General features: G+C 65.2%; 22 protein-coding genes. 9 read left to right on the top strand and 13 right to left on the bottom strand.

Features of this window, described 5'->3' with window-relative positions:
• Positions 1–127 precede the first annotated feature (127 nt).
• From prmC to hisS, 3 genes are read right to left on the bottom strand one after another with little or no spacing between them, the layout of a single operon-like run.
• Positions 128–952: a peptide chain release factor N(5)-glutamine methyltransferase gene (gene prmC / locus ACODTA_RS23030; protein WP_489069019.1), complete on the bottom strand. Its 825-nt coding sequence runs from the start codon at positions 950–952 to the stop codon at positions 128–130.
• The gene (gene prfA / locus ACODTA_RS23025) at positions 936–2,018 is read right to left on the bottom strand and encodes a peptide chain release factor 1 (protein ID WP_489069017.1); all 1,083 of its coding nucleotides are present in this window, start codon (positions 2,016–2,018) and stop codon (positions 936–938) included. Before prfA ends, prmC begins: the two co-directional genes overlap by 17 nt.
• Positions 2,015–3,259: a histidine--tRNA ligase gene (gene hisS, locus ACODTA_RS23020; RefSeq protein ID WP_489069015.1), complete on the bottom strand. Its 1,245-nt coding sequence runs from the start codon at positions 3,257–3,259 to the stop codon at positions 2,015–2,017. The genes prfA and hisS overlap by 4 nt, the downstream gene beginning before the upstream one ends.
• Before the next feature lie 50 nt (positions 3,260–3,309).
• Here hisS and ACODTA_RS23015 point away from each other — a divergent pair, with 50 nt between their 5' ends.
• From ACODTA_RS23015 to ppa, 3 genes are all read left to right on the top strand, one after another.
• Positions 3,310–3,954: a DUF1345 domain-containing protein gene (locus tag ACODTA_RS23015; RefSeq protein ID WP_489069014.1), complete on the top strand. Its 645-nt coding sequence runs from the start codon at positions 3,310–3,312 to the stop codon at positions 3,952–3,954.
• A gap of 65 nt (positions 3,955–4,019) precedes the next feature.
• On the top strand, positions 4,020–5,924 hold the full coding sequence (locus ACODTA_RS23010) for a M61 family metallopeptidase (protein WP_489069012.1): 1,905 nt from the start codon (positions 4,020–4,022) through the stop codon (positions 5,922–5,924).
• Positions 5,925–5,935: 11 nt separating this feature from the next.
• Positions 5,936–6,478, top strand: a complete 543-nt coding sequence (gene ppa, locus ACODTA_RS23005; protein WP_489069010.1) for an inorganic diphosphatase — start codon at positions 5,936–5,938, stop codon at positions 6,476–6,478.
• Between the two features lie 120 nt (positions 6,479–6,598).
• Here ppa and recQ read toward each other — a convergent pair whose 3' ends face one another.
• Together recQ and ACODTA_RS22995 are read right to left on the bottom strand one after the other, a co-directional pair.
• Positions 6,599–8,365 carry a DNA helicase RecQ gene (recQ, locus tag ACODTA_RS23000; RefSeq protein ID WP_489069008.1) on the bottom strand — a complete coding sequence of 589 codons (1,767 nt, stop codon included), beginning with the start codon at positions 8,363–8,365 and terminating at the stop codon, positions 6,599–6,601.
• 64 nt (positions 8,366–8,429) lie between these two features.
• Positions 8,430–10,238: an ABCB family ABC transporter ATP-binding protein/permease gene (locus tag ACODTA_RS22995; protein WP_489069006.1), complete on the bottom strand. Its 1,809-nt coding sequence runs from the start codon at positions 10,236–10,238 to the stop codon at positions 8,430–8,432.
• An 89-nt stretch (positions 10,239–10,327) separates the two neighbouring features.
• On the opposite strand from ACODTA_RS22995, the gene ACODTA_RS22990 reads away from it, so the two are divergent.
• Both ACODTA_RS22990 and ACODTA_RS22985 read left to right on the top strand, forming a co-directional pair.
• Positions 10,328–10,588, top strand: a complete 261-nt coding sequence (locus ACODTA_RS22990; protein ID WP_489069004.1) for a hypothetical protein — start codon at positions 10,328–10,330, stop codon at positions 10,586–10,588.
• A 788-nt stretch (positions 10,589–11,376) separates the two neighbouring features.
• Complete coding sequence (locus ACODTA_RS22985; protein ID WP_489069002.1) at positions 11,377–13,137, top strand: tetratricopeptide repeat protein; 1,761 nt, start codon at positions 11,377–11,379, stop codon at positions 13,135–13,137.
• A gap of 60 nt (positions 13,138–13,197) precedes the next feature.
• Here ACODTA_RS22985 and ACODTA_RS22980 read toward each other — a convergent pair whose 3' ends face one another.
• A complete protein-coding gene (locus ACODTA_RS22980; RefSeq protein ID WP_489069000.1) occupies positions 13,198–14,160 on the bottom strand; it encodes an RcnB family protein in 963 nt (320 codons plus the stop codon).
• A 107-nt stretch (positions 14,161–14,267) separates the two neighbouring features.
• Entirely contained in the window at positions 14,268–14,822 is a 555-nt protein-coding gene (locus ACODTA_RS22975; protein WP_489068998.1) for a (2Fe-2S)-binding protein, read from the bottom strand.
• Positions 14,823–15,014: 192 nt separating this feature from the next.
• On the opposite strand from ACODTA_RS22975, the gene ACODTA_RS22970 reads away from it, so the two are divergent.
• Positions 15,015–15,812: a DODA-type extradiol aromatic ring-opening family dioxygenase gene (locus ACODTA_RS22970; protein WP_489068996.1), complete on the top strand. Its 798-nt coding sequence runs from the start codon at positions 15,015–15,017 to the stop codon at positions 15,810–15,812.
• A gap of 170 nt (positions 15,813–15,982) precedes the next feature.
• On the opposite strand, the gene ACODTA_RS22965 is transcribed toward ACODTA_RS22970, so the two are convergent.
• Complete coding sequence (locus ACODTA_RS22965; RefSeq protein WP_489068994.1) at positions 15,983–16,741, bottom strand: class II aldolase/adducin family protein; 759 nt, start codon at positions 16,739–16,741, stop codon at positions 15,983–15,985.
• 228 nt (positions 16,742–16,969) lie between these two features.
• On the opposite strand from ACODTA_RS22965, the gene rpsU reads away from it, so the two are divergent.
• Positions 16,970–17,176 (top strand): 30S ribosomal protein S21, encoded by a 207-nt coding sequence (gene rpsU / locus ACODTA_RS22960; RefSeq protein ID WP_156680378.1) that lies wholly within the window; start codon positions 16,970–16,972, stop codon positions 17,174–17,176.
• Positions 17,177–17,207: 31 nt separating this feature from the next.
• A complete protein-coding gene (locus ACODTA_RS22955) occupies positions 17,208–17,813 on the top strand; it encodes an FKBP-type peptidyl-prolyl cis-trans isomerase (protein ID WP_489068992.1) in 606 nt (201 codons plus the stop codon).
• A gap of 219 nt (positions 17,814–18,032) precedes the next feature.
• Here the strand turns inward: ACODTA_RS22955 and ACODTA_RS22950 are convergent, their stop codons facing one another.
• From ACODTA_RS22950 to pyrE, 5 genes are read right to left on the bottom strand one after another with little or no spacing between them, the layout of a single operon-like run.
• Positions 18,033–19,127 (bottom strand): AI-2E family transporter, encoded by a 1,095-nt coding sequence (locus ACODTA_RS22950; protein WP_489068990.1) that lies wholly within the window; start codon positions 19,125–19,127, stop codon positions 18,033–18,035.
• A gap of 12 nt (positions 19,128–19,139) precedes the next feature.
• Positions 19,140–20,015 carry a signal peptidase I gene (gene lepB / locus ACODTA_RS22945; RefSeq protein WP_489068988.1) on the bottom strand — a complete coding sequence of 292 codons (876 nt, stop codon included), beginning with the start codon at positions 20,013–20,015 and terminating at the stop codon, positions 19,140–19,142.
• A complete protein-coding gene (gene acpS, locus ACODTA_RS22940; protein WP_489068986.1) occupies positions 20,012–20,428 on the bottom strand; it encodes a holo-ACP synthase in 417 nt (138 codons plus the stop codon). Before acpS ends, lepB begins: the two co-directional genes overlap by 4 nt.
• Positions 20,429–20,435: 7 nt before the next feature.
• On the bottom strand, positions 20,436–21,158 hold the full coding sequence (locus tag ACODTA_RS22935) for a pyridoxine 5'-phosphate synthase (RefSeq protein WP_489068984.1): 723 nt from the start codon (positions 21,156–21,158) through the stop codon (positions 20,436–20,438).
• Positions 21,155–21,742, bottom strand: coding sequence for an orotate phosphoribosyltransferase (pyrE, locus tag ACODTA_RS22930; RefSeq protein WP_489068982.1), 588 nt, complete (start codon positions 21,740–21,742; stop codon positions 21,155–21,157). Before pyrE ends, ACODTA_RS22935 begins: the two co-directional genes overlap by 4 nt.
• A 190-nt stretch (positions 21,743–21,932) precedes the next feature.
• Here pyrE and coxB point away from each other — a divergent pair, with 190 nt between their 5' ends.
• Positions 21,933–23,033 carry a cytochrome c oxidase subunit II gene (coxB, locus tag ACODTA_RS22925; protein ID WP_489068980.1) on the top strand — a complete coding sequence of 367 codons (1,101 nt, stop codon included), beginning with the start codon at positions 21,933–21,935 and terminating at the stop codon, positions 23,031–23,033.

The raw sequence follows: 23,033 nt of genomic DNA, 5'->3' as shown, positions 1-23,033 counted from the left end.
CAGCATGACCATGGGGGCAGGGGTACGGCAAATCCAGCGCTATAAGCTGTCGATCTGCCCGTCCCTGCCCCCTATCTAGCGATCCGGATGGCCAAGGCCAAGGGGTAATCTGATCGATCTGTCGCGATTATCGCGCGAACAGGATGGCGCGATCATGCCCCGCCAGATCGCGACGACACGTGACGGCCGCCTCCTCCGCCGCGAACAGCGCCGTGACCGCTTCGCGCTGGCTCGCGCCGATCTCGAGCGCGGCCAGTCCGCCCGGCGCGACGAGCCGGACGATCTGCGGCACGACGATGCGATAGGCATCCAGGCCATCGACACCCGCGAACAGCGCCTCCGCAGGCTCATGCCCGACGACATCGAGGGGAAGCATCTCGTTGATGCCGATATAAGGCGGATTGCAAAGGATCAGATCGAAGGGTTCGTCGATACCCACGGCCCAATCACCTTCGATGAAACGCACGCGTGCACCAAAGCCGAGATCGGCAGCATTGCCCCGCGCGATCGTCAGCGCCTGGGTGGACGCATCCACGCCAATCCCGCTCGCCTGCGGCCATTGATCGAGCGCGGCGAGCAGCAAGGTGCCAGGTCCGGTACCGAGATCGAGGATACGCGCGGGCGGGCGCGACGCAAAATGGTCAACCGCCGCCTCGATCAGCGTCTCGCTGTCGGGACGCGGGATCAGCACACCCGGGGCGACGGTCAGGCTGATCGTCCAAAAGTCGCGCCGCCCGGTCAGATAGGCGATCGGCTCGCCCGCCGCGCGCCGCGCGACGAGTGCGGTGAAGCCCCTGGGTTCGGGCGTGTCGCGTCGCCCCATCAGCAGGGCGCTGCGCGAAATGCCCAATATATGCGCCATCAGCAGCTCGGCATCGAGCCGCGGCGTCGCGCTCGCCTCCGCCAACCGCACCGTCGCGGCGCGCAGTGCCGCGTCAACCGTTTCCGGCATCCAGATTCGCCAGCCGCTCCGCCTGATCCTCGGCGATGAGCGTGGAGATGAGTTCGTCGAGCTGCCCTTCGAGGATCTCGGGCAGCCGGTGCAACGTCAGGTTGATGCGATGATCGGTCACCCGACCCTGCGGGAAATTATAGGTGCGGATTCGTTCGGACCGGTCGCCCGATCCGACCATCGACTTGCGCGCGCCGGCCTGCGCGCTCGCCACGCGCTCGCGCTCCAGCTCGTAAAGCCGCGCGCGCAGCACCTTCATCGCCTTGGCCTTGTTCTTGTGTTGCGACTTCTCGTCCTGCTGGCTGACGACGAGGCCGCTCGGCAAGTGGGTGATGCGCACCGCCGAATCGGTGGTGTTCACATGCTGGCCGCCCGACCCGGACGCGCGGAACACGTCGATGCGCAGATCCTTGTCGTCGATATGGACATCGACTTCCTCGGGTTCGGGCAGCACCGCCACCGTCGCCGCCGACGTATGGATGCGTCCGCCCGATTCGGTGACGGGAACGCGCTGGACGCGGTGGACGCCGCTTTCGAACTTCAGGCGCGCGAACACCCCCTGCCCGGTCACACTGGCGACGACTTCCTTGTAGCCGCCGATGTCGGACGCGTTGGCGGAGATCAGTTCGACGCGCCAGCCCCGGGTTTCGGCATAGCGGCTGTACATGCGGAACAGATCGCCCGCGAACAGCGCCGCCTCGTCACCGCCGGTGCCGGCGCGAATCTCGAGCATGGCCGGGCGCTCGTCCGCCGCGTCGCGCGGCAGCAGCCGGATGGCGAGCGCGCGTTCCGCCTCGGGCATGCGCGCGTTGATCTCCGACAGTTCCTCGCTCGCCATCTGGCGGATATCGCTGTCGGGATCCTGCGCCATCTCGCCCAAGACGACGATTTCAGCCCGCAGCCGGCGCACCTCACCCGCGGCTGCCGCCACGGGCTCGATCTCCGCATATTCCTTGGACGCGGCGACGAAGCGATCGGGCGGCAGATCCGCCGTGGCGAGCATCGCCTGCAGTTCGTCACGCCGCGCCTCGATCGCGGCGATGCGCTCGGCCGAGATTCGCGTCATCCGTTGCCGAGCGCCCCGACGATCGCATCGAGCGCGACTTCGTCCTGCCGTCCTGTCGCCAGGCGCTTGACCGACGCCACGCCCTTGGCGACCTCGTCATCGCCCAGGATCACCGCGAAGGTGGCGCCGCTCGCCGATGCGCGCGTCATCCGCTTCTTCATATTGCCCGAAAAGCCCATATCGGCGGCGATGCCGGCACGGCGCAGATCAGCGATCAGCGCGATCGCCTGCGCCTCGGCGGCCGCCCCCATCGGCACCAGCACCGCGACGGGCGCTTCGGGCGCGGGCTGCGCGATCAGCATGGCGAGCCGTTCGATCCCGGCGGCCCAGCCGACGGCTGGCGTTTCCGGCCCGCCAAGCTGGCCGATCAGTCCGTCATAGCGGCCGCCGCCCAGCACGGTGCCCTGCGCGCCCAGCCGATCGGTGATGAATTCGAACGCGGTGTGGCGATAATAATCGAGGCCGCGCACCAGGCGCGGATCGCGCGTCCAGGGCACCTTCGCGGCATCCAGGCCGCGCGTCACCTTCTCGAAGAAATCGCCCGCCTCAACCGAAAGATAATCGTCGATCGACGGCGCGGAATCGGCGATCGGTCGGTCCTGCGCCTCCTTGCTATCCAGGATGCGTAGCGGATTCTTCTCCAGCCGCTCCAGGCTCTGTTCGGAAAGCTGGTCGCGATTGGCGGTGAAGTGGGCGACGAGCGCATCGCGCCATCCCGTGCGCGTCTCGGCATCGCCCAGCGTGTTGAGATTGAGCGTGACCCCATCAGCAATGCCGAGTTCTTCGAGCAGTTGCTGTCCGAGCACGAGCAATTCGACATCGGCGGCGGGCTGATCGGTGCCGATGATCTCGGCATCGAGCTGGTGGAACTGGCGGAAGCGCCCCTTTTGCGGGCGCTCGTAGCGGAACAGCGGGCCGTGCGTCGCCAGCTTGAGCGGCGTGAATTGCTGCCAGCCCTCGGTCAGATAGGCGCGCGCGATCCCGGCGGTGAATTCCGGCCGCAAGGTCAGCGAATCCCCGCCACGATCCTCGAAGCTGTACATTTCCTTGGAGACAACATCAGTCGTCTCGCCCAGCGAGCGCGCGAACACCGCCGTCGCCTCGAACACCGGCACTTCGACGCGCTGGAATCCATAGAGCCGCCGCACGCGATCGAAGGTGTCGACGACATGCGCGAAGGCGCGCTGGGTTTCTCCCAGCATATCCTGGGTGCCACGGATGCGATTGGGTGTCTGAGCCATAGATTGGGCTCTCTAGTGAAGAGTCGGCGAAACCGCTAGCGTGCTCGACGATGACAGTGCGGCAGACAAACGGCATCGGCAACCGGATCGCGCCGCCGCGATTCCTGCTGTTCGGCGCGACGCTGCTCGCCGGCTTCGCCGTCGCGCTGCAATGGCTGGACTGGCGCCATGCGGTGCTGGCTGCGTTCAGCCCCGCCGCCGCGCTCTTTCTCGCCTCGATCGTGCCGCTGCTCGGGCAGGATGCGGACAGGATGCGCGCCAACGCAGCACGCAACGACGCCAATCGCGTCGTGCTGCTGCTGTTGACCGTGCTGTTGGCGCTGGTCGTGCTCGTCGCGGTCGCGTCGGTCCTTGCCGAACGCGGCACGCCGAGCCCGGCCGCGATCGCGCTGATCGTGACGACGCTGGCACTGGCCTGGACCTTCGCCAACACCGCCTTCGCGCTTCACTATGCGCATCTTCACTACCTGCCCGGCAAGGGCGGCGACCGTGGCGGACTGGAATTTCCGGGGACGAAGGAACCAGACTATCCCGACTTCTTCTATTTCAGCTTCACGCTCGGCATGACCTTCCAGACCTCCGACGTGACGATCGCGACGCGCCATATGCGGCAGGTCGCGCTGCTGCAGAGCGTGGCCGCCTTCGTCTTCAACATCGGCATACTCGCCTTCACGATCAACGCCCTGGGCGGGTGACGGGCTGGACCTTCGGGTCTGGCGGGGTAAATTGGCTGTTTCCCCCCTCCCCATGAAAGCCGTTCATGAAATCCTGCCTGATGTTCCCCCTGCTCCTCGCCGCAACGCCCGCGCTAGCGCAGAACACGCTGCCCCAACCCGCCTTGCTGGTCGATACCATCCCGGCGCCACGCGACATCACCTATCCCGGCACGATGTCGATCGACGTCGACGCAACCGATGTCGATCGCGCGATCCTGAAGGTGAAGCAGGTCATACCCGTCGCCAAATCCGGGCCAATGACCCTGCTCTTCTCCAAATGGCTGCCGGGCAAGCATGCACCGCGCGGCGAGATCGAGAAGCTGGCGGGGCTCCGGATCAGCGCGGGCGGCAAGACGATCGCCTGGCGGCGCGACAATCTGGACGTCTACGCCTTTCACATCGATGTGCCCTCAGGCGCCCGCCAACTCGACATCGCGTTCGACTTCGTCTCCGCCACGCAGGGAGACCAGGGCCGTATCGTCATCACGCCCGCGATGATGAACCTTCAGTTCGAAATGGTCTCGCTCTATCCCGCCGGCTATTTCACGCGCCGCATTCCCGTGCGCGCCACCGTCACCTATCCCGATGGCTGGAAAGCAGCATCAGGCCTGCCCGCGCGCGCGACGGGATCGACCTATGCGTACGAGACCACCGACTATGAGACGCTGATCGATTCACCGGTCTTCGCGGGTAGGCATTTCCGGCAGGAACAGCTTGCCCCACGCGTCCGGCTCAACATCGTCGCCGACGAAGCCGCCAATCTCGCCGCCACCCAGCCGCAGATCGACGCGCATAAAAAGCTCGTCGAGCAGGCGATCAAGCTGTTCGGATCGCAGCCCTACGACCGTTACGAATTCCTGCTGGCGCTGACCAAGCAGATGGGCGGAATCGGCCTGGAGCATCATCGCTCGTCCGAAAACGGCGTGAACCCCGAATATTTCACCGAATGGGACAAAGGGCCGGGCCGGCGTGGGCTGTTGCCGCACGAATTCACGCATAGCTGGAACGGCAAGTTCCGTCGGCCGGCGGGCAACTGGACGCCCAATTTCAACACCCCAATGAACGACGATCTGCTCTGGGTCTATGAAGGGCAGACGCAGCTCTGGGGCTATGTGCTCGCCGCCCGATCGGGCCTGTTCACCAAGCAGGAGGCGCTCGATGCGCTGGCCGCCGTCGCCGCCAGCCTCGACATCCGCCGCGGGCGCGACTGGCGCCCCCTGCGCGACACCACCAACGATCCCGTCATCACCGCGCGCCGGCCCAAGGGCTGGGTGAGCTGGCAGCGATCGGAGGACTATTACAATGAAGGCATGCTCGTCTGGCTCGAGGCAGACGCGATCATCCGCGAAAAGACCAACGGCGCCCGTGGGCTCGACGATTTCGCGCGCGTCTTCTTCAAGGGCCGCGACGGCGACTGGGGCACGAGCACATACGATTTCAATGACGTCGTCGCCGCACTCAACGGCGTGGTCGCTTATGACTGGGCAAATCTCCTGACGCAGCGCCTGACCGAAACCGCCAAGGGCGCGCCGCTGAACGGCTTCACCAAGGGCGGTTACCGCCTGACCTATGGCGAGATACCGACCGGTGCGGTCAAGGACGCGGAACGCACCGGCGAATCGGTCGATCTCGTCTATTCGTTGGGGCTGAGCGTCGGCAAAAGCGGGAAGATCAACCAGGTGATCTGGGATTCTCCCGCCTTCGACAAGGGCATGACAGTCGATGACGAGATCGTGGCGGTCAACAACCGCGCCTATTCGGGCGACGGCATCCGTACCGCGATCACCGGCGCCAAGGACGGCAAGTCGCCGGTCCGGCTGCTGGTGAAATCGGGCGACCGTTATCGCGATGTGACCATCGACTATCGCGGCGGCCTGCGCTATCCGCGCTTCGAAAAAATAGGTGCCGGAGAGGGCAGCCTGGACAAGCTTCTGTCACCACGATCCTGAAACGGAATAGCATGAATATCGATCTGATCCCGGTGGGCGACAATCCGCCGGAAAGCCTGAACGTCATCATCGAAGTTCCCGTCGGCGGCGAGCCGGTGAAGTATGAGTTCGACAAGAAGTCGGGCGCGCTGTTCGTCGATCGCATCCTCCATACGCCGATGCGCTATCCGGCCAATTACGGCTTCGTTCCCCACACCCTGTCGCCCGACGGCGATCCGCTCGACGCGCTGGTCGTGGCGCGCTCGCCCTTCATCCCCGGCAGCGTCGTCCGCGTCCGCCCGATCGCGGTGCTCAAGCTCGAAGACGAAGCCGGCGGCGACGAGAAGCTGCTGACCGTGCCGGTCGACGGCACCTTTCCCTATTATGAGAATGTCGACGAGAAGGAGCATCTGCCCGCGATCGTGATGCAGCAGATCGAGCACTTCTTTACCCACTACAAGGATCTGGAACCCAAGAAATGGGTGCGGATCGGTAGCTGGGGCGACGCCACCGAAGCCCGCCGGATCGTCATCGAGGCGATCGAGGCGGCCGAAGCCGCCAAGCAGGCGAAGTAAGACACCTCACCAAACCCATTCCACGTCATGCCGGCGCAAGCTGGCATCTCCCAACCAGATCGCGTCATAGTCTGTGGGAGACCCCAGCTTTCGCTGGGGTGACGTGATCGGAATGGCGCCCTACCGCCCCTCGAAGGCCAGGATCGTTTCCAGAAACGCCTCACCATAGGCTTCGAGCTTGCGGGCGCCGATGCCCGAGATCCGCCCGAGCGCGGCGAGATTGATCGGGCGGATCATCGCCATTTCGCGCAACGTCGAATCATGGAAGATCACATAGGGCGGCACGTCCGCCGCCTGCGCCAGGTCGCGGCGCCTGGCGCGCAGCGCCTCGAACAGCGGATCGCCGATCGGATTGGCCGAACCATCGCGCTTGCGCCGGCGCTCGCGCTTGGGCGGCAGCACCAGATCCACCGTCTGCTCGCCCTTCAGGATCGCGCGCGCTTCCGGCCCGAACTCCAGCCCGCCATGTTCGGACGTGCGCAGCGCATCACGCAGCTGCAGCGCGCGGGCGACAGGCTTGATCAGCAATGCCTCCTCGCCGTCGACGATGCCGAACACCGAAAGCGCATCGTGCCCGCGCTGCATCACCTTCTCGGTCGACTGGCCGAGCAGCACCGCTTCGATATGACCGACGCCGAAACTCTGACCGGTACGGTAGACCGCCGAGAGGAATTTTCGCGCGGTTTCGGTCGCATCGATCGCGGCGGGCGGATTGAGACAATTATCGCAATTGCCGCAGGTCTCCGCCGGCTCCTCGCCGAAATGCTTGAGCAGGATGCGTCGGCGACATCCGCCGGTTTCGACCAGCGCGCCGAGCGCGCCCAGCCTGGCCCGTTCGCCCGGCTGACGCTGTGGTTCGACCTCACCGATGCGCTGGCGGGCGCGCACGAAATCCTCGGCGCCCCAGAACAGATGCGCGACCGAGGGTTCGCCATCGCGGCCCGCGCGGCCAGTTTCCTGATAATAGGCCTCGATCGACTTGGGCAGGCCGGCATGCGCGACGAAGCGGACATCGGGCTTGTCGATGCCCATGCCGAAGGCAATCGTCGCCACCATCACCATATCCTCGCTCGCGACGAAATCATGCTGGTTCCTCGCGCGCACGGCGGGATCGAGCCCCGCATGATAGGCGCGAACCTCCCGCCCCTTGCCCGACAGGCTGGCGGCGAGCTTCTCGGTCGCGGCACGTGTCTGCACATAGATGATGCCGGGGCCGGGCTGTTCGGCGACGAGATCGGCGATCTGCTGCGTCGTGCCCTGCCGGGGCGTGATATGGTAACGGATATTGGGCCGGTCGAAGCCTGCGACGATCAACCCGTCATGCGGGATGCCGAGCTGGACGAGGATATCCTCACGCGTGTGCGCATCCGCCGTCGCGGTCAGCGCCAGCCGCGGAACGTCCGGAAACTCGTCGAGCAAGGGGCGAAGCAGGCGATAATCGGGGCGGAAATCATGCCCCCATTCGGACACGCAATGCGCCTCGTCGATCGCGAAGAGCGACACCCTCGCGTCGCGCAACAGGTTGCGGAACCCCTCTCCGGTCGCGCGCTCGGGCGCGGCGTAGAGCAGGTCGAGTTCGCCCGCGCGGAACCTTGCCAGCGTCTCCGCGCGATTATCGTCGGCGGACGTCAATGTCGCCGCGCGGATCCCGATCGCGGTCGCGGCGCGCAGCTGGTCGTGCATCAGCGCGATCAGCGGAGACAGCACGATGCATGTGCCCTCCAGCGCGACGGCGGGAAGCTGGTAGCAGAGCGACTTGCCGGCGCCGGTCGGCATGACCGCCAGCGTATGGCGATTGCCCATGACCCGATCGACGACATCGCGCTGGACGCCGCGAAAACCCGGGAAGCCGAATGTGGTGTGGAGGATCGCCTCGGGGGATTGCATGGCTTCCCCTAACCGCGCCCGCCGGATTCGTCATGCTGAAACAAGTTCGGCATGACGATGGCGATCACGCCTCTTCCATCTCCGCCTCTGCCTGCTGCCGCGCCCACATTTCGGCATAGAGCCCATTCTTCCTGAGCAGGCTGCGATGCGTGCCGCGTTCGGCGATACGGCCGGCTTCGAGCACGACGATCTCGTCGGCATCGACCACCGTCGACAGCCGGTGCGCGATCACGATCGTCGTGCGCCGTGCCGCCACCGCGTTCAGCGTGGCCTGGATCTCCGCCTCGGTACGACTGTCGAGTGCGCTGGTCGCTTCGTCGAGGATCAGGATCGGCGGGTCCTTGAGCAAGGTGCGCGCGATCGCGACGCGCTGCTTCTCTCCACCCGAAAGCTTCAGGCCGCGCTCACCCACCTTGGCGTCATAACCATCGGGCAAACTCTCGATGAAGCCATGGATGGCGGCGCCCCGCGCCGCCGCTTCGATCTCCGTCTGCGCCGCGCCTTCGCGGCCATAGCCGATATTATAGCCGATCGTGTCGTTAAACAGCACGGTATCCTGCGGGACGATGCCGATCGCGGCGCGCAGCGATGTCTGCGTCACCGCCGCGATATCCTGCCCGTCGATCAGGATGCGTCCGCCCGTCGCGTCGTAGAAGCGGAAGATCAGGCGCGCGAGCGTCGATTTGCCCGCGCCGGACGGTCCCACCACCGCAAGCGTCCCGCCAGCCGGAATCTCGAAGCTCACACCCTTCAGGATCGGGCGCTCGACGTCATAGGCGAACGACACATCCTCGAAGGTCAATCGCGCATCCGTCACCACCAGTGGCGGCGCGCCCGGCCGGTCGGTCACCTCCGCTTGCGTGTCGATCAGGTTGAACATCGCATCCATATCGATCAGCCCCTGGCGCACGGTGCGATAGACCATGCCGAGCAAGTCGAGTGGGCGGAAAAGCTGGGCGAGCAGCGTGTTGACGAGCACGACATCGCCTGTGGTGAAACGCCCCGTGCTCCAGCCCCAGACGGTATAGCCCATCGCCCCCGCCATCATCAGGTTGGTGATCAGCGACTGGCCGACATTGAGCATCGCGAGCGACGTCTCGTTCTTCACCGCCGCATCGGCATAGGCCTTGACCGCCTTGCCATAGCGCCTGGCCTCGCGGTGCTCGGCATTGAAGTATTTGACGGTCTCGTAATTGAGCAGCGAATCCACCGCGCGCGCGACCGCGCCGGTGTCGAGTTCGTTCATCTTCTCACGCAGCTTGGCGCGCCAATCGGTCACCGCGCGCGTGAACCAGATATAGGCGATGACCATGGCGAAGGTCGCGGCGACCAGCCCGAAACCGAACTTCACCTGGAAGATGATCGCGACCGCGCCAAGCTCGATCACCGTCGGCGCGATGTTGAACAGCAGGAAATAGAGCATCACGTCGATGCTCTTGGTGCCGCGCTCGACCACCTTGGTAACCGCACCGGTCCGTCTTTCGAGATGGAAGCGCAACGATAGGCCGTGGAGATGTTCGAAGACGTGGGCCGACAGGCGCCGCGTCGCATCCTGACCGACACGCTCGAAGATCGCATTGCGGATATTATCGAACAACACGCCACCGAAGCGCGCGGCGGCATAGGCGACGACGAGTGCGATCGCCAACGATGCGGCCGGCTCCAGACCCGGCGCCATCCGGTCGATCGCCGCCTTGTAGGCGAATGGCATGACCAGCGTCATGCCCTTGGCGATCAGCACAAGGAGCAGCGAAACGACGACGCGCACGCGCAGCGCCGGATCCTCCTTGGGCCAGAGATAGGGCAGAAAGCGGCGGAGCGGTGCGAAGCCGGTCGGCGGACGGTCTGTGGAATCGGTGGCGAGCGGCGGCATCGCGCTTATCTAGGATGTGACGGACCTTCCGCCAATGGATGGAACCCGTCCCGCCATCATCGGTTGTTTCCGTGGAAGGAGCGGCCACGATGGAAGCACTGACCTATGTGATGGCGATACTCGGTTGCGGCGACGGCGGCGGCGCGTGCACGGAGGTTCGCCTGTCGCGCTATCGCTTCGCGGATCGCGCGCAGTGCGAACGCGCAATCGTTCCGATCCTCTCCGGCTCCACCGATGTCAGCTACCCTACCATCGCCGCGCGCTGCATCTCGGAACGGCATTATGCCACGCGCAACGGCACGGCCGCGACCCGCGCGACGCTTGCTGGCCTGCAGCATTTCACGGACTGAAATCCGCTCGGCGCGCTGACATTTCTATGATGTGAGGGGAAGTGAGCCGGCGACGGTATTGTGGGGATAACCGCCGCCGGCTCGAAGATGCGCACATCTGCCGCCTGAGCGCGTCCGGTGGGGACTGAACGCAAGGTTTCAGGCATTATCCGCACACATCGGCTCAGACCCTCGAACCAGTGAGAACGGCAAGACCAGAATCGCCGCAATCACAGGCTCGCGCATCAGAGCCGGATCAGATCCTTCGCCACCGTTCCCGGCCGCTAACGGACACCGTTACCGCGCCCGTTGAAACCCAACAGTTGCCGAACGGTGGTTCAGAACATCCGATCGAGTATGAATATGACCACTCTCACTCAAGGAGGGGAGTTTCAGACCGTCTCATACCGTTACTTCACGTCTCCCCGCCCACCGTCAACCGCCTCCGCGAAAAGGTCTCGTTAAGTATTTTCTTTAGCGTTCCGTTACTTCCGGGACCTTCTGGCCCATGATATCACGCCCGTGAGGCAACCGGTTCGAACAGCTCGTCGAACGCCCAGAGGGTTACGTTATCGAAATGACCACCGATTTCCCTGGGTTTCGTCGTCGATTCCGTCCCATATGGTCCGGTCACCGAAAAAGATTGTCTTTCGGCATGTTGGATGTCGCGTGATATGATCGCGAATGTAACCTGCAAATGATGTGCGATGTAACGGTTACATGGTGTCCGAAACCGCGCTGGAGCGGAAAGGAAGCGGATGGCCGCTGAGGAAAAGCCTCAGGAACATGGACCCGAGTCAGGCCGGATCATGGCCGAACTCGACGCGATCTTCCGCACGCCCGAATTCGAGCGCGCTCCCGTCATGCGCCAATTGCTGGGCTTCCTCGTCCGCACCACGCTTGCGGGCGGCGGCGACGATCTCAAGGCCTATACAGTGGCGGTCGAGGGACTGGGCCGCGATCCCGACTTCGATTCACAATCGGACAGCTATCCCCGCGTTCAGGTCGGACGGTTGCGCAAGATGCTCGATGCCTATTATGCCAACGGCGCTCCCGAGGACGGCGTCCGTTTTCATGTGAAGCAAGGCTCTTACAGGGTCCATTTCGTCCAGCCCGGCGCGCCGCCCACGGTGATGCGGCCGCCTGTCTGGGAGCAGGGCGGCGAAGATGTTCCAGCCAAGCCGCTGTTCCCGGAAGGGCCGCGCCGCTCGTCCCCTCCCAGATTGCCGAAGCCGCCCTTTCCATGGCGGCTCGTCGCGATCGGGACGGTGCTGCTCCTCGCCTTTGTCGCGCTGATCTGGATCGTCCGCAGCGCCAGTGATCTGCGCGCGCCACTTCGCCAGGTGTCGCAGGCGCCGGTGCTCGAGCTTGGAGAGATCACCGCCAATGGCGGACCGGAAGCGAGGATGCTCGCCGCCGCCGGCCGCACCCTGCTTGAAGACGCACTGCACCGCGCATGGCTGATCAGGGTTCGCGAAAGCGATCCGACCAGCAGTCGCGACGCGCCCGATGTCGACGCGCCGGTCTATCGCCTGATCGGCCGCGCCGACACCAGCGGCGCCCTTGGCGGGCGGCAGATCGTGCTGACCCTGCTCGACCTTCAGTCGGGCGACCAGATCTGGTCGGACGTGATCGACGTGCCGGTGCAGGCACAGCCCGCTCCGGGCCAGATCGCGCCGTCGGCATCGACGCTGACAGATCGAATGCGGCCTGCCATTATCGCGCTGATCTCGCCCTTCGGCGTCATCGCCTCCCATCAACGAAGCCTGCTCCAGCCGACCGGCGAGCCGGGCTATGCCTGCATGCTCGATTATGAAAGCTATTTTCGGTATCGCGACCCGAACATGCGCGCCCGGGTGCGCGATTGCGTACGCGAGACCGTCGCGCGCGAACCGATGGATCCGGTCGCACTTGCCGCAGCCACCTTCATCAGCCTCGACCCGACCATCAGCGGCGGCGCCAACGGCCTCGCGCGCTCAGCCGACTATGCGCGTCGGGCGGTCGCCGCGAACTCCAAGAGCGCTGAAGCCCAGATCGCCGATGCACGCGTCGCGATGATGCACGGGCAATGCGTGCGCGGCCGCGATCTCGGCCTGCGCGGCATCTCGCTCAACCCCTATAATCCCGAACTGGCCGGCATGGTTGGCTATCTCCTGATCTCGTGCAATGATCCGGAAGGGCCGCCGCTGCTACAGCGCGCCATTGCGGAAGATCCCGACGTACCGGCCTTTTACGGCGCAGCGCTGATCCTGGCCCTCGTCGAACAGGGCGATACCGCGACGGCGCTGCATGTCGCCGACACGATCAGGCCGCCGGGCGCGGGCATGTACGGACAATATGAAGTGACGCAAACCTTCGCGCAGGCCGCGCGCGGCAACATCCCAGCGGCACGCGAACATTGGGCGAAGGCTAGCCAGAACGCGCGCCAGTCGGCCGACCAGGTCAATGCGGTCCTGTCCCGCTATTTTTACGTCGAATCTCTGCGCACACGGATGGTGGCCTATCTGAGACGCACAGGCGTCATCGCGGGCGGCGCGCCCATTTCGGATGGGCCGGCACCCACATCCTGAACGCAAGAAAAAGGGCGCCTCGCATCATGCGAGGCACCCTTCGCCCGAGCCCCTGCGGGCTTACCAGAAGAAGTCGTGGATCACATCGACAACATAACCTGTCCGGACATCGACCAGGATGACGTCGTCATAATAGCGGACCCAGCGATACGGGCCATAGGCTGGCGGCAAGCGATACGACCAGGGATCATCCAGCCAATAGCTGGAGCCGAACAGCAGCGAGTTCAGCGTGACGCCGATCGAGAAGCGGCGATAGCCATAGCCCCATCCGCGCGGCGCATAATAGCGCCCGACCCGATAGGCGTTGCTATTATACTGACGATAGCGCTGCCAGTCGTAGCGATTGTCGCTACGCCAGTTGCGATCCCAGCGGCGATTGTCGTTCCGATCCCAACGACGGTCATTGTTGCCGTCCCAGCGACGATTGTCACCACGGTCCCAACGACGATCGTTATTGCCGTCCCAGCGACGGTTGTCGCCACGGTCCCAGCGCCCGTCATTGTTATTGCGCCAGTCGCGGCGGTCATCCTGCCGATCGCGCCGGAAGTCCTGGCTATCGTCGCGGCGATCCGCCCGGAAGTCGCGGCGGTCGCCCTGGCGATCCGCGCGGAACTGTTCCCGCGTCACCACGCCATTGCGGAGGTCGCGACGATCGTCACGCCGCTCCGTACGGAAACCGCGCTGATCGTCGCGGCGCTCACGGCGGAAATCCTGCCGATCGTCGCGACGTTCCTGGCGGAAGCCCTGGCGCTGGCCGTCAAATTGCGGCCGTGCCTGCACGGGTGCGGCCGGCGCGGCCTGCGGCGAGGGCGCCTGGCGCTGGAAGCGTTCGGCACGGGCCTGAGCGCGCTCGGCGCGAAACTGGCCGCGATCCGCGCGCGGGGTGTACCCCTGGTTCTGGCCTTGGCTACGCTCCGCGCGCGGGCCGCGATCGCCACCGCGATCACCACGATCGCCGCGCTGTGCCATCGCCGGGGTCGCTGCCGTCGCGGCAAGCAGCGCCAGGATCATCAATTTCCTCATCACTGATACTCCACCGGCGACACCCTTGGCCGCCATCCATATCTTAATGGCCGACCATGCATGAGCGCGCGCTGAACCGGGTTGAAAGCGCGCTGAAAGCTTTCCGATCAGCGTTTCCTGGCTTTTGGCGGCGGCGAGAGTGCCGGAACGGCGCGCGCGGCATCCTCCGGGTCGATGCCGGGTGGCGGCGCGGCGGCGATCCTTTCGCTGCCGGACGCGATACCCGCAGCGTGCCGGATCGCGCGGCGGATGCGCGGATAGGTGCCGCACGGGCAGATATTGGTGATCGCCGCGTCGATATCCGCGTCGGTCGGATTGGGGTTCTTGTCGAGCAATACCGCCGCCGCCATGATCATGCCCGACTGGCAATAGCCGCATTGCGGCACATTCTCCGCCGCCCAGGCCTGCTGCACGGCATGGCTGCGATCGCGCGACAGCGCCTCGATCGTCGTCACGAAGCTGCCTTCGAGCTGCGCGATCGTGACAGTGCAGCTCCGCACCGCCTCACCATCGACGATCACGGTGCAGGCGCCGCAATCGCCGCGTCCGCAGCCATATTTGGTGCCAGTCAGGTTGGACGCGTCGCGCAATGCCCAGAGCAACGGGGTCTGCGGGTCCATCCGGTACTGGACGGGCTGGTTGTTGACGGTGAAGCGGGTCATGGAGTCTTGTAGAGCATCGTACGGAAAAGTGGGAACCGGTTTTCCGTATCAAACGATGCGACCACAAACATCTGGAGCGGACTGCGCGGGCCGAATTCCGCACAGTCCGCTCCAAATCGGGAAACGATGGTTTTCCAATCCCGATCTCACCCGAGCATTGATGCGACGGCGTGCCGGGCCGATATTTCGGTCATGACACTGCCCACCCTCTTCATTCCGCACGGTGGCGGCCCGTGCTTCTTCATGAATCCCGGCGCGGCGCCCGATCCGATGTGGCGCCCGATGGAGGCCTATCTCAAGGGCCTGATCGCATCGCTGCCCGAACGCCCCCGGGCAATCCTGCTGGTCTCGGGCCATTGGGAGGAAGCCGCCTTCACCGTTCATGTCGGCGACCGGCCCGATCTGTATTTCGACTATTACAACTTCCCGCCACACACCTATGAGCTCCGCTGGGATGCGCCCGGCGCCCCCGGCCTGGCACGGCGCGCGGCGGGCCTGCTCGAAGCCGCCGGCTTCGCGACCGGCGAGGAAGCGACACGCGGCTGGGACCATGGCGTCTTCATCCCCATGATGGTCGCCCTGCCAGATGCGGACATTCCCGTGGCGCAACTCTCGCTCCGGCACGATCTCGATCCAGTGGCCCACATCGCCGCCGGCCGCACGCTCGCGCCACTGCGCGACGAAGGCGTATTGATCGTCGGGTCGGGCATGAGCTTTCACAATCTGCGCGAACGTGGCCCTCACGTCACCACACGCGCCGATATCTGGGACGATGCGCTGACCGCCGCCGCCACTGACCCCGATCCGCAGTCGCGTGCGAATCGCGTCGCCGCCTGGGCCGATCTGCCCGGCGCTCATTTCGCACACCCACGCGAAGAGCATCTGCTCCCGCTGATGGTCGCGCTCGGCGCCGGTGGCGGCGACCCCGCTACCCGCGACTTCACCGATCACGTCCTGGGCTGGACCGTATCAGGCTACCGATTCGGCTGATTCGACCTTCTGGCAGGCCATATTCGACCTGCTGACGGGTCGCATTTCGGGTCAGGCCGTCGCGAGAATGGTGCCGCGCAAGAACCGGAGCGCAGCGTACTTCAGTACGTGAGCACCGGAAGCGCAGCGCGGCGCCGTTCGCAGCAAGGCATCACCCGAAAGGCGGCCCGTCAGTCGCGCCAGCTTGGGTCGATTCGATCAACCTTCCTCACCATCGCGTCGAAATCGGCCTTGCCCGGTTCGGCATGCGCCTGCGCCATGTAGAGATCGCGCTGATGGACGGCGACGACCTCGGCCGGCACTTCGATCGGCGTGCCCATGGCGGCGGTGGCGGCCTGAATCTCGCAGGCGCGCTGCAGCGCCCAGTGCTTGACGAAGGCCTCGGGCAAGGTGCGCCCCATGACAAGGATGCCGTGGTTGCGCAGCAGCATCACCCTTTTTTCGCCCAGCGCCTCGACCAGCCTCGGCCCTTCCTCGTCCCGCACGGTGACGCCCTCGAAATCATGATAGGCGATCTGGCCGGCGAAATTGCAGGCATAGAAATTGGTCGGACGCAGCCCACCTTCGACCGAGCTCACCGCCATGCCTGCCGTGGTGTGGGTGTGCATGATGCAATGGGCGTCGGGCAAATGGCGGTGGAACACGCTGTGCTGGACGAAACCGGCGCGGTTCACCGGCCAGGGATTATCGTCCAGCTTGTTCCCATCGATGTCGATCTTCACAAGGTTCGACGCCGTCACCTCGCTGAAGTGCAGGCCGAACGGATTGATCAGGAAGGCGCCCTCCTCGGGCAGCTTCACGGTGATGTGGTTATAGATCATCTCGGACCAGCCGAGCATGTCGAAGACCCGGTAACAGGCGGCGAGCTGCTGCCGCGCCTGCCATTCCGACTCGCTCCACTGCATGTTGCGCCTGATTGCGGTCGCCATCACGATCTCTCCTCGATCCACAGCATTTCGTTGCCCCGATCCATATCGCATCGCGGGCCGGACGGGCAAATACGCTACGAGAAATGCCGCTTGCGGCTTGAAAATCGGTGGCCGCGCTGTTAGGGGCCGCGCGATACGGCGCGGACTCGGTTCGCGGCGACCCCGAATTATTGCTTTTCGACTCACACAGAGCGTGAGTCGTTCGATGGATTGGAGATAGACGGCCTTATGCAAATCCTCGTTCGCGACAACAATGTCGACCAGGCGCTGCGCGCGCTCAAGAAGAAGCTGCAGCGCGAAGGCGTCTACCGCGAGATGAAGCTGCGCCGTCATTACGAGAAGCCTTCAGAAAAGCGTGCGCGCGAGCGCGCCGCCGCGATTCGCCGCGCCCGCAAGCTGGAGCGCAAGCGCATGGAGCGCGACGGCGTCCGTTAAGCGTTAAGGCCCTTTCGGGGAAGTTCAGTCCATGTCGGTGACCGCCGTTCCGCTTCGCCCGATCAAGAAGGGCGTGCTCCGTACTCTGTGGATCGGCGTCGGCCTGGCCGTCGCCACCGCGGCGGGCGCCGCCTGGTACGGCACACAGTCACCGGCATTGCTCAATGCGGCGACGCCCGAGCAGTTCCTGGCCTGGAATGCGAAGCAGGACGGCGTGGTCACCACCGGCTCCGGCCTGCAGTACAAGGTCCTGACGGCCGGCACGGGCGGTAGCCCCACCGATTCGGACGCGGTGCTGGTCGGTTACAAAGGCACGCTGCGCGACGGCACCGTGTTCGACGAGAATCCGCAGGCCAGCTTCCCGGTCGCGGGTGTCGTTCCCGGCTTTTCGGAAGCGCTCAAGCTGATGAAGCGTGGCGGCAAATACCGCCTCTGGATCCCGCCCGCGCTCGGCTATGGAGATCATGCGCAGGGCGACGCGATCCCGGCGAATTCGCTGCTGGTCTTCGAGGTCGACCTGATCGACTATAAGTCGATCGCGGAAATCCAGGCCGAGATGGAGCGCCTTCGCGCGCAGGGCGCGCTGCCTTCGCAGGGTGGAATGCCGCCGGGTGGAATGCCCCCGGGCGTTCAGTAACAGCCAATTCCATTGTGAAACGAAAAGCCCGGAAGAAGCCCCTCAAAGGCGTCTTCCGGGCTTTTCGTTTAAGCGAATCGTGACTGGGCGCACATGTCACAAGAAATGCGCTTCGGCCGAGAGAGCGATGGATCCGATTGAATCAGACCGACCGCTCCAAGCTTTTGCTTCGCCGCGATTTCCGAGTCGTCAGATGAAACCATCTGACTGGAAATCGCTCTAACCTCCGCCGCGCCGTGCGACCCGCTGGCCCGCTGCCGCCGCGCCGGCGGGCACCTGCTCCGCCCGGCGCTCGAGCGCGACGCGGATCATCGCGACGATCGGATCGGCCAGCGCCAGACCGTAGATGCCGAACAACGTGCCGAAGATGATCTGCGTGCCCAATGTCAGCGCGGGCGGCATGTCCACCGTGCGCTTCGCGACCATCGGGATCAGCACATAGCCGTCGAAGGTCTGGACGACGAAATAAGTGCCGATCGCCCATAGCCCGGTCTCAACCCCGGCGCTGAAGCCGACCGCGACCATCAGCACGCCACTGACGAACGCGCCAATATTGGGAATGAAGGCGAGCATGCCGGTCAGGATGCCCAGGATCAGCGCCATCGGAACGCCGCCCATCACCAGCGCGATCCAGGTCAATATGCCTTCGGCGACCATGCCGATGATCCGCCCGAACATCAGCCGGCGCATCGTCTGGCCGATACGCTCGAGCGTGATGCGCGCATCGTTGCGCTTGTCGGCTGGCAGCAGCCACTGGAAGCCACGGTCATAGACGCGCGGCTCCATCGCCAGGAACAGGCCGATCACGACGATCATGAACAGGCTGGTGAGTGCCCCGAATGCCGTGCTGACAAACCCGGTCACCCGGCCGATCGAGCCCAGCGCCTCGCGCGCCAGCCCCTTCATGTCCTCGGCGCCGGGCATGATGCCCATCTGCTCGGCCCATTGGAGCAGCCGGTCGCCCTGCACTTCCACTGTGTCCCGCAACTGACCGGCCTGCTGCGCCAATTCGACGCCCGTCATGTAAAGTGTGCCGAACAGGAAGGCCACGGCGGCGATCATCAGGATCGCGATCCGCCAGCCGCGCCCGATCGGCAACGCCCGCCCAAGCAACCGCGCGCCACCATCCAGGATGATCGCGAAGATGATCCCGCCCAGGATCAGCAGCAGCGGCTGGATCAGCAGAACGACCAGCGCGAACGCGCTCGCCATGCTCAGCCAGATAAAGGCGCGTTTGATCTCCTGGCGGGTTTCGGGATCGCGAACCTCGCTCGGCCCCGGAGCCTTGACGGTCTTGGCGCGCTCTCCGGTCATGCTGTCTGCGTCCTATTCCTTGTCGGGATGAAGGCCGGTCCAGGCCCGCCCGCCGCGCAAGGCGGTGAACCAGCTGATCGGGTTCCACCAGGCGGCGGAACCGTCGAGCGAGAAGGTGATGAACTCGGCGCGACCGCCGACATTCTCCCACGGCACCGGGCCGCCGAGCCCCTTGCCTTCGACCGGAAAACGGCTGTCGGCCGAATGATCGCGATTGTCGCCCATCAGGAACACATGATCCTTCGGAACCGCCACTGGGCCATAATCGTCGCCCGGCGACCAGCCCGTATCGAGCACGACATAGTTGCGCCCATCTGGCAGATATTCGCGGAAGGCGGGCAGCTCGCAATAGAGCTTGCCGTCAGGGCCCGGGCGGCGCGCCATCGGATAGTCGTCCGGGCTGCACGGCGAATTGACGTCGACCGGGATTCGCGTGGCACCGAGCGAAACGCGGCGCAATGGCTGATCGTTGAGCAGCACGATACCGTTACGGACTTCGATCTTGTCACCACCCACGCCGATGACGCGCTTGATATAGTCTTCGCGCTTGCCCGGCGGGCTCGCGATCACGACGTCGCCGCGCTCGGGCATGCGGCCGAACAGGCGCCCATCGACAGGGGGCATCACATGGAAGCTCGGCGAGACATAGGACCAGCCATAGGGATATTTGGAAACGACGAGCCGATCGCCGGTCAACAGGCCCGGCATCATCGATTCGGAGGGAATGTAGAACGGCTTGGCGATGAAGCTGTGAAAGCCGAGCACCGCCAGGATCAGCCAGAAGATCGCCCGCATCTCCGCCCACCAGTCGGTTCCGCCCTTGGGTTTGACGGGATCGGTTGCGGGGGCGTCCTTGTCGGCGACCTCATTCTCGACGATTTCGGTCAAGCGTCTGCATCCTTGATGGGAATGGCTTCCAGGATCACGAAGGCCTGGGCCCAGGGGTGGTCGTCGGTCAGCGTCAGGTGCACCGCCATGGCGTGGCCCGGCGGCGTCAGCGCGTCAAGCCTCGCCTTCGCGCCGCCGGTGAGCGCGAGTGTCGGTGCGCCGCTGGGCGCGTTGATCACGCCGATATCCTTCATGAATACTCCGGCCTTGAAGCCGGTGCCGACCGCCTTGGAAAAGGCCTCCTTGGCGGCGAAGCGCTTCGCCAGCGTTCCCGCCTTGGTGAACGGGCGGCGCGCGGCCTTCGCGCGTTCGAGATCGGTGAAGACACGTTTTTCGAAGCGTTCGCCGAATCTGTCGAGAGAGGCCTGGATACGCTCGATATTGCACAGATCGGATCCCAGGCCGATGATCATGCGAGCCTCACCGCGCCAGATCCATCAATTCGCGCATCCGCGCCACGCTCGCGTCCAGGCCGGTGAAGATCGCTTCGCCGATCAGGAAATGGCCGATATTGAGCTCGGCGAGCTGGGGAATCGCAGCCACCGGTGAAACATTGTCGAAGGTCAGGCCGTGGCCTGCATGGGGCTCGATGCCGTTCTTCGCGGCCAGTGCCGCGGCGTCGGCGATGCGGCGCAACTCCTGCACCCGAGCCTCGCCGTCCAGATGCGCGTAGCGACCGGTGTGGAATTCAACCACCGGCGCCTTCAGCCGGATCGCGGCCTCGATCTGGCGGGGATCCGGCTCGATGAACAGGCTCACGCGGATGTTCGCCGCCGAAAGCCGTTCGATGAAGGGCTTCAGGTGATTGTCCTGGCCCGCTGCATCCAGCCCGCCTTCGGTCGTCCGCTCCTCGCGCCGTTCGGGCACGATGCAGGCGGCATGCGGCCGATGCCGCAACGCGATCTCGAGCATTTCCTCGGTCGCCGCCATCTCCAGGTTGAGCGGGATGGTCAGCGCCGCCATCAGCGCATCGATATCCGCGTCGGTGATATGGCGCCGGTCCTCGCGCAGGTGCGCGGTGATGCCGTCGGCGCCCGATTCGGCGGCGATCAGCGCCGCCTTCACCGGATCGGGATGTGCCCCTCCGCGCGCATTGCGGATCGTGGCGACATGATCGATGTTGACGCCGAGCCGGAGAGTCACGCCGCTTCCTTGCGGCTGCCCGGCTTCACCGCCGGGATCGCCTCCAGTTCGGGGGGCAGCGCATCGGGCGCATAAGTGGGAACCGCGAGCGCCAGCAACGGGAAGAACGGCACGTCGAACTGCGCGGCGCCGTTCGAACGGTCAACCAGCGCGGCAGCCGCGATCACCTCGCCTCCTGCCGCCTCGATCGCCTTGATCGCCTCGCGCGAGGACAGACCGGTGGTGACGACATCCTCCATCATCAGCACCTTCTGCCCCGGCTTCAGGCGAAAGCCGCGGCGCAGTTCGAAAACGCCCTCGGGCCGCTCGAGGAACATCGCCTCGACGCCCAGCGCGCGCGCCATTTCATGCCCAGCGATCACCCCGCCCATCGCGGGCGAAACCACCGCTTCCACCGCCGAGCGAATGTCGCGCGGCATGCGCGCCACCAGCGCCGACGACAGCCGCGCACCGCGCATCGGGTCCATCAGCACGCGCGCACATTGCAGGTAGCGCGAACTGCGCAAACCTGACGAGAGAATGAAATGCCCTTCCAGCAGCGCGTCTGCAGCGCGGAATTCCGCCAGAATCTCGTCGTCGTTCATGCCTTTGCCCCGGTGTTTCTACGAAGGGGGCCTTATAGTGGCTGGCGCGCAAGCGGCAACGGGGTCAATAAATCGTCACGCATGCTTGAGACACGCGAATAGCGTGCCTATAAGCCGCCGCAAAATGACCGGTCGATCCGAGGAATCGGCGCGCCCGGTCCTCCAGGGGACAAGTGAGATCGAGACGCCTATGAACATGCTGAAGACAGCCCTGGCCGCACTTTGCATGGCGCTCGCGCCAGCAGCGGCGCAGGCGCAGCAGCCGGCCCCCGCGCCGGCCGCGGCGGCACCCGCCGCCGAGGCCGAAGCCGGCACGGCCGCCGAGAACGCGGTGGCGTCGGCAGCCGCCGACAACGCGGCAGCGCCCGCCAACGTGGAAGCGGCGAAGCCCGCCTTCCCCGAAGCGAAGCCAGTCGATGGCATCGGCCAGCCGGTCAACGGCGCGATCGGCCTTCAGCCGCAGGTGACCAAGCTGGGCGGTGAAGCGCACTGGATGCACGATTACATCCTGATGCCGCTCATGACGATCATATCGCTTTTCGTGCTCCTGCTCATGCTCTGGGTCGTCGCGCGCTATCGCGCCAAGGCGAATCCGGTTCCCTCGAAGACCACGCACAACACCTTCATCGAGGTGATCTGGACGCTGGTGCCGGTGCTGATCCTGGTCGGCATCGCGATTCCCTCGATCAGCCTGCTGGCGCGTCAGTACAAGCCGGCGCCCAAGGACGCGGTGACGCTCAAGGCGATCGGCAACCAGTGGTATTGGGGTTACGAATATCCCGATCATGGCATCGAGCTGACCGCGAACATGCTGCCGGAAGACGAAGCGAAGAAGCGCGGCGAGCCCGGTCTGCTCGCGGTCGACAATCGCGTCATCCTGCCAGTCGGCGTGCCCATCAAGGTTCTCGTCACCGCCAACGATGTGATCCATAGCTGGGCGGTTCCCGCCTTCTGGATCAAGATGGACGCGGTTCCCGGCCGCACCAACGAGGTGACCTTCACCATCGACAAGCCCGGCGTCTATTACGGCCAGTGCTCGGAACTGTGCGGCGCGCGTCACGCCTATATGCCGATCGCCGTCGAGGCCGTTTCGCCCGAGCAGTTCGCTGCCTGGGTCAAGACCAAGGGCGGCAAGATGCCCGCCGAAAAGGCTGCCGAGGAAGCGGCTGCGGCCGCCGCCGAGGCTGCGAACGCGGCCAATGCCGCGAACGCCGCCGCAGCGAGCAACGCCGCAGAGGCCGCACCTGCCGCGAACGCCACCAATGCCGCCGCCGCGGCCACCGGAAGCTGA

This window comes from Sphingomonas sp. FG14 (assembly GCF_057809675.1).
Note: the sequence above shows the minus strand (reverse complement) of the source record. Positions and strands in the feature narration are given on the sequence as shown.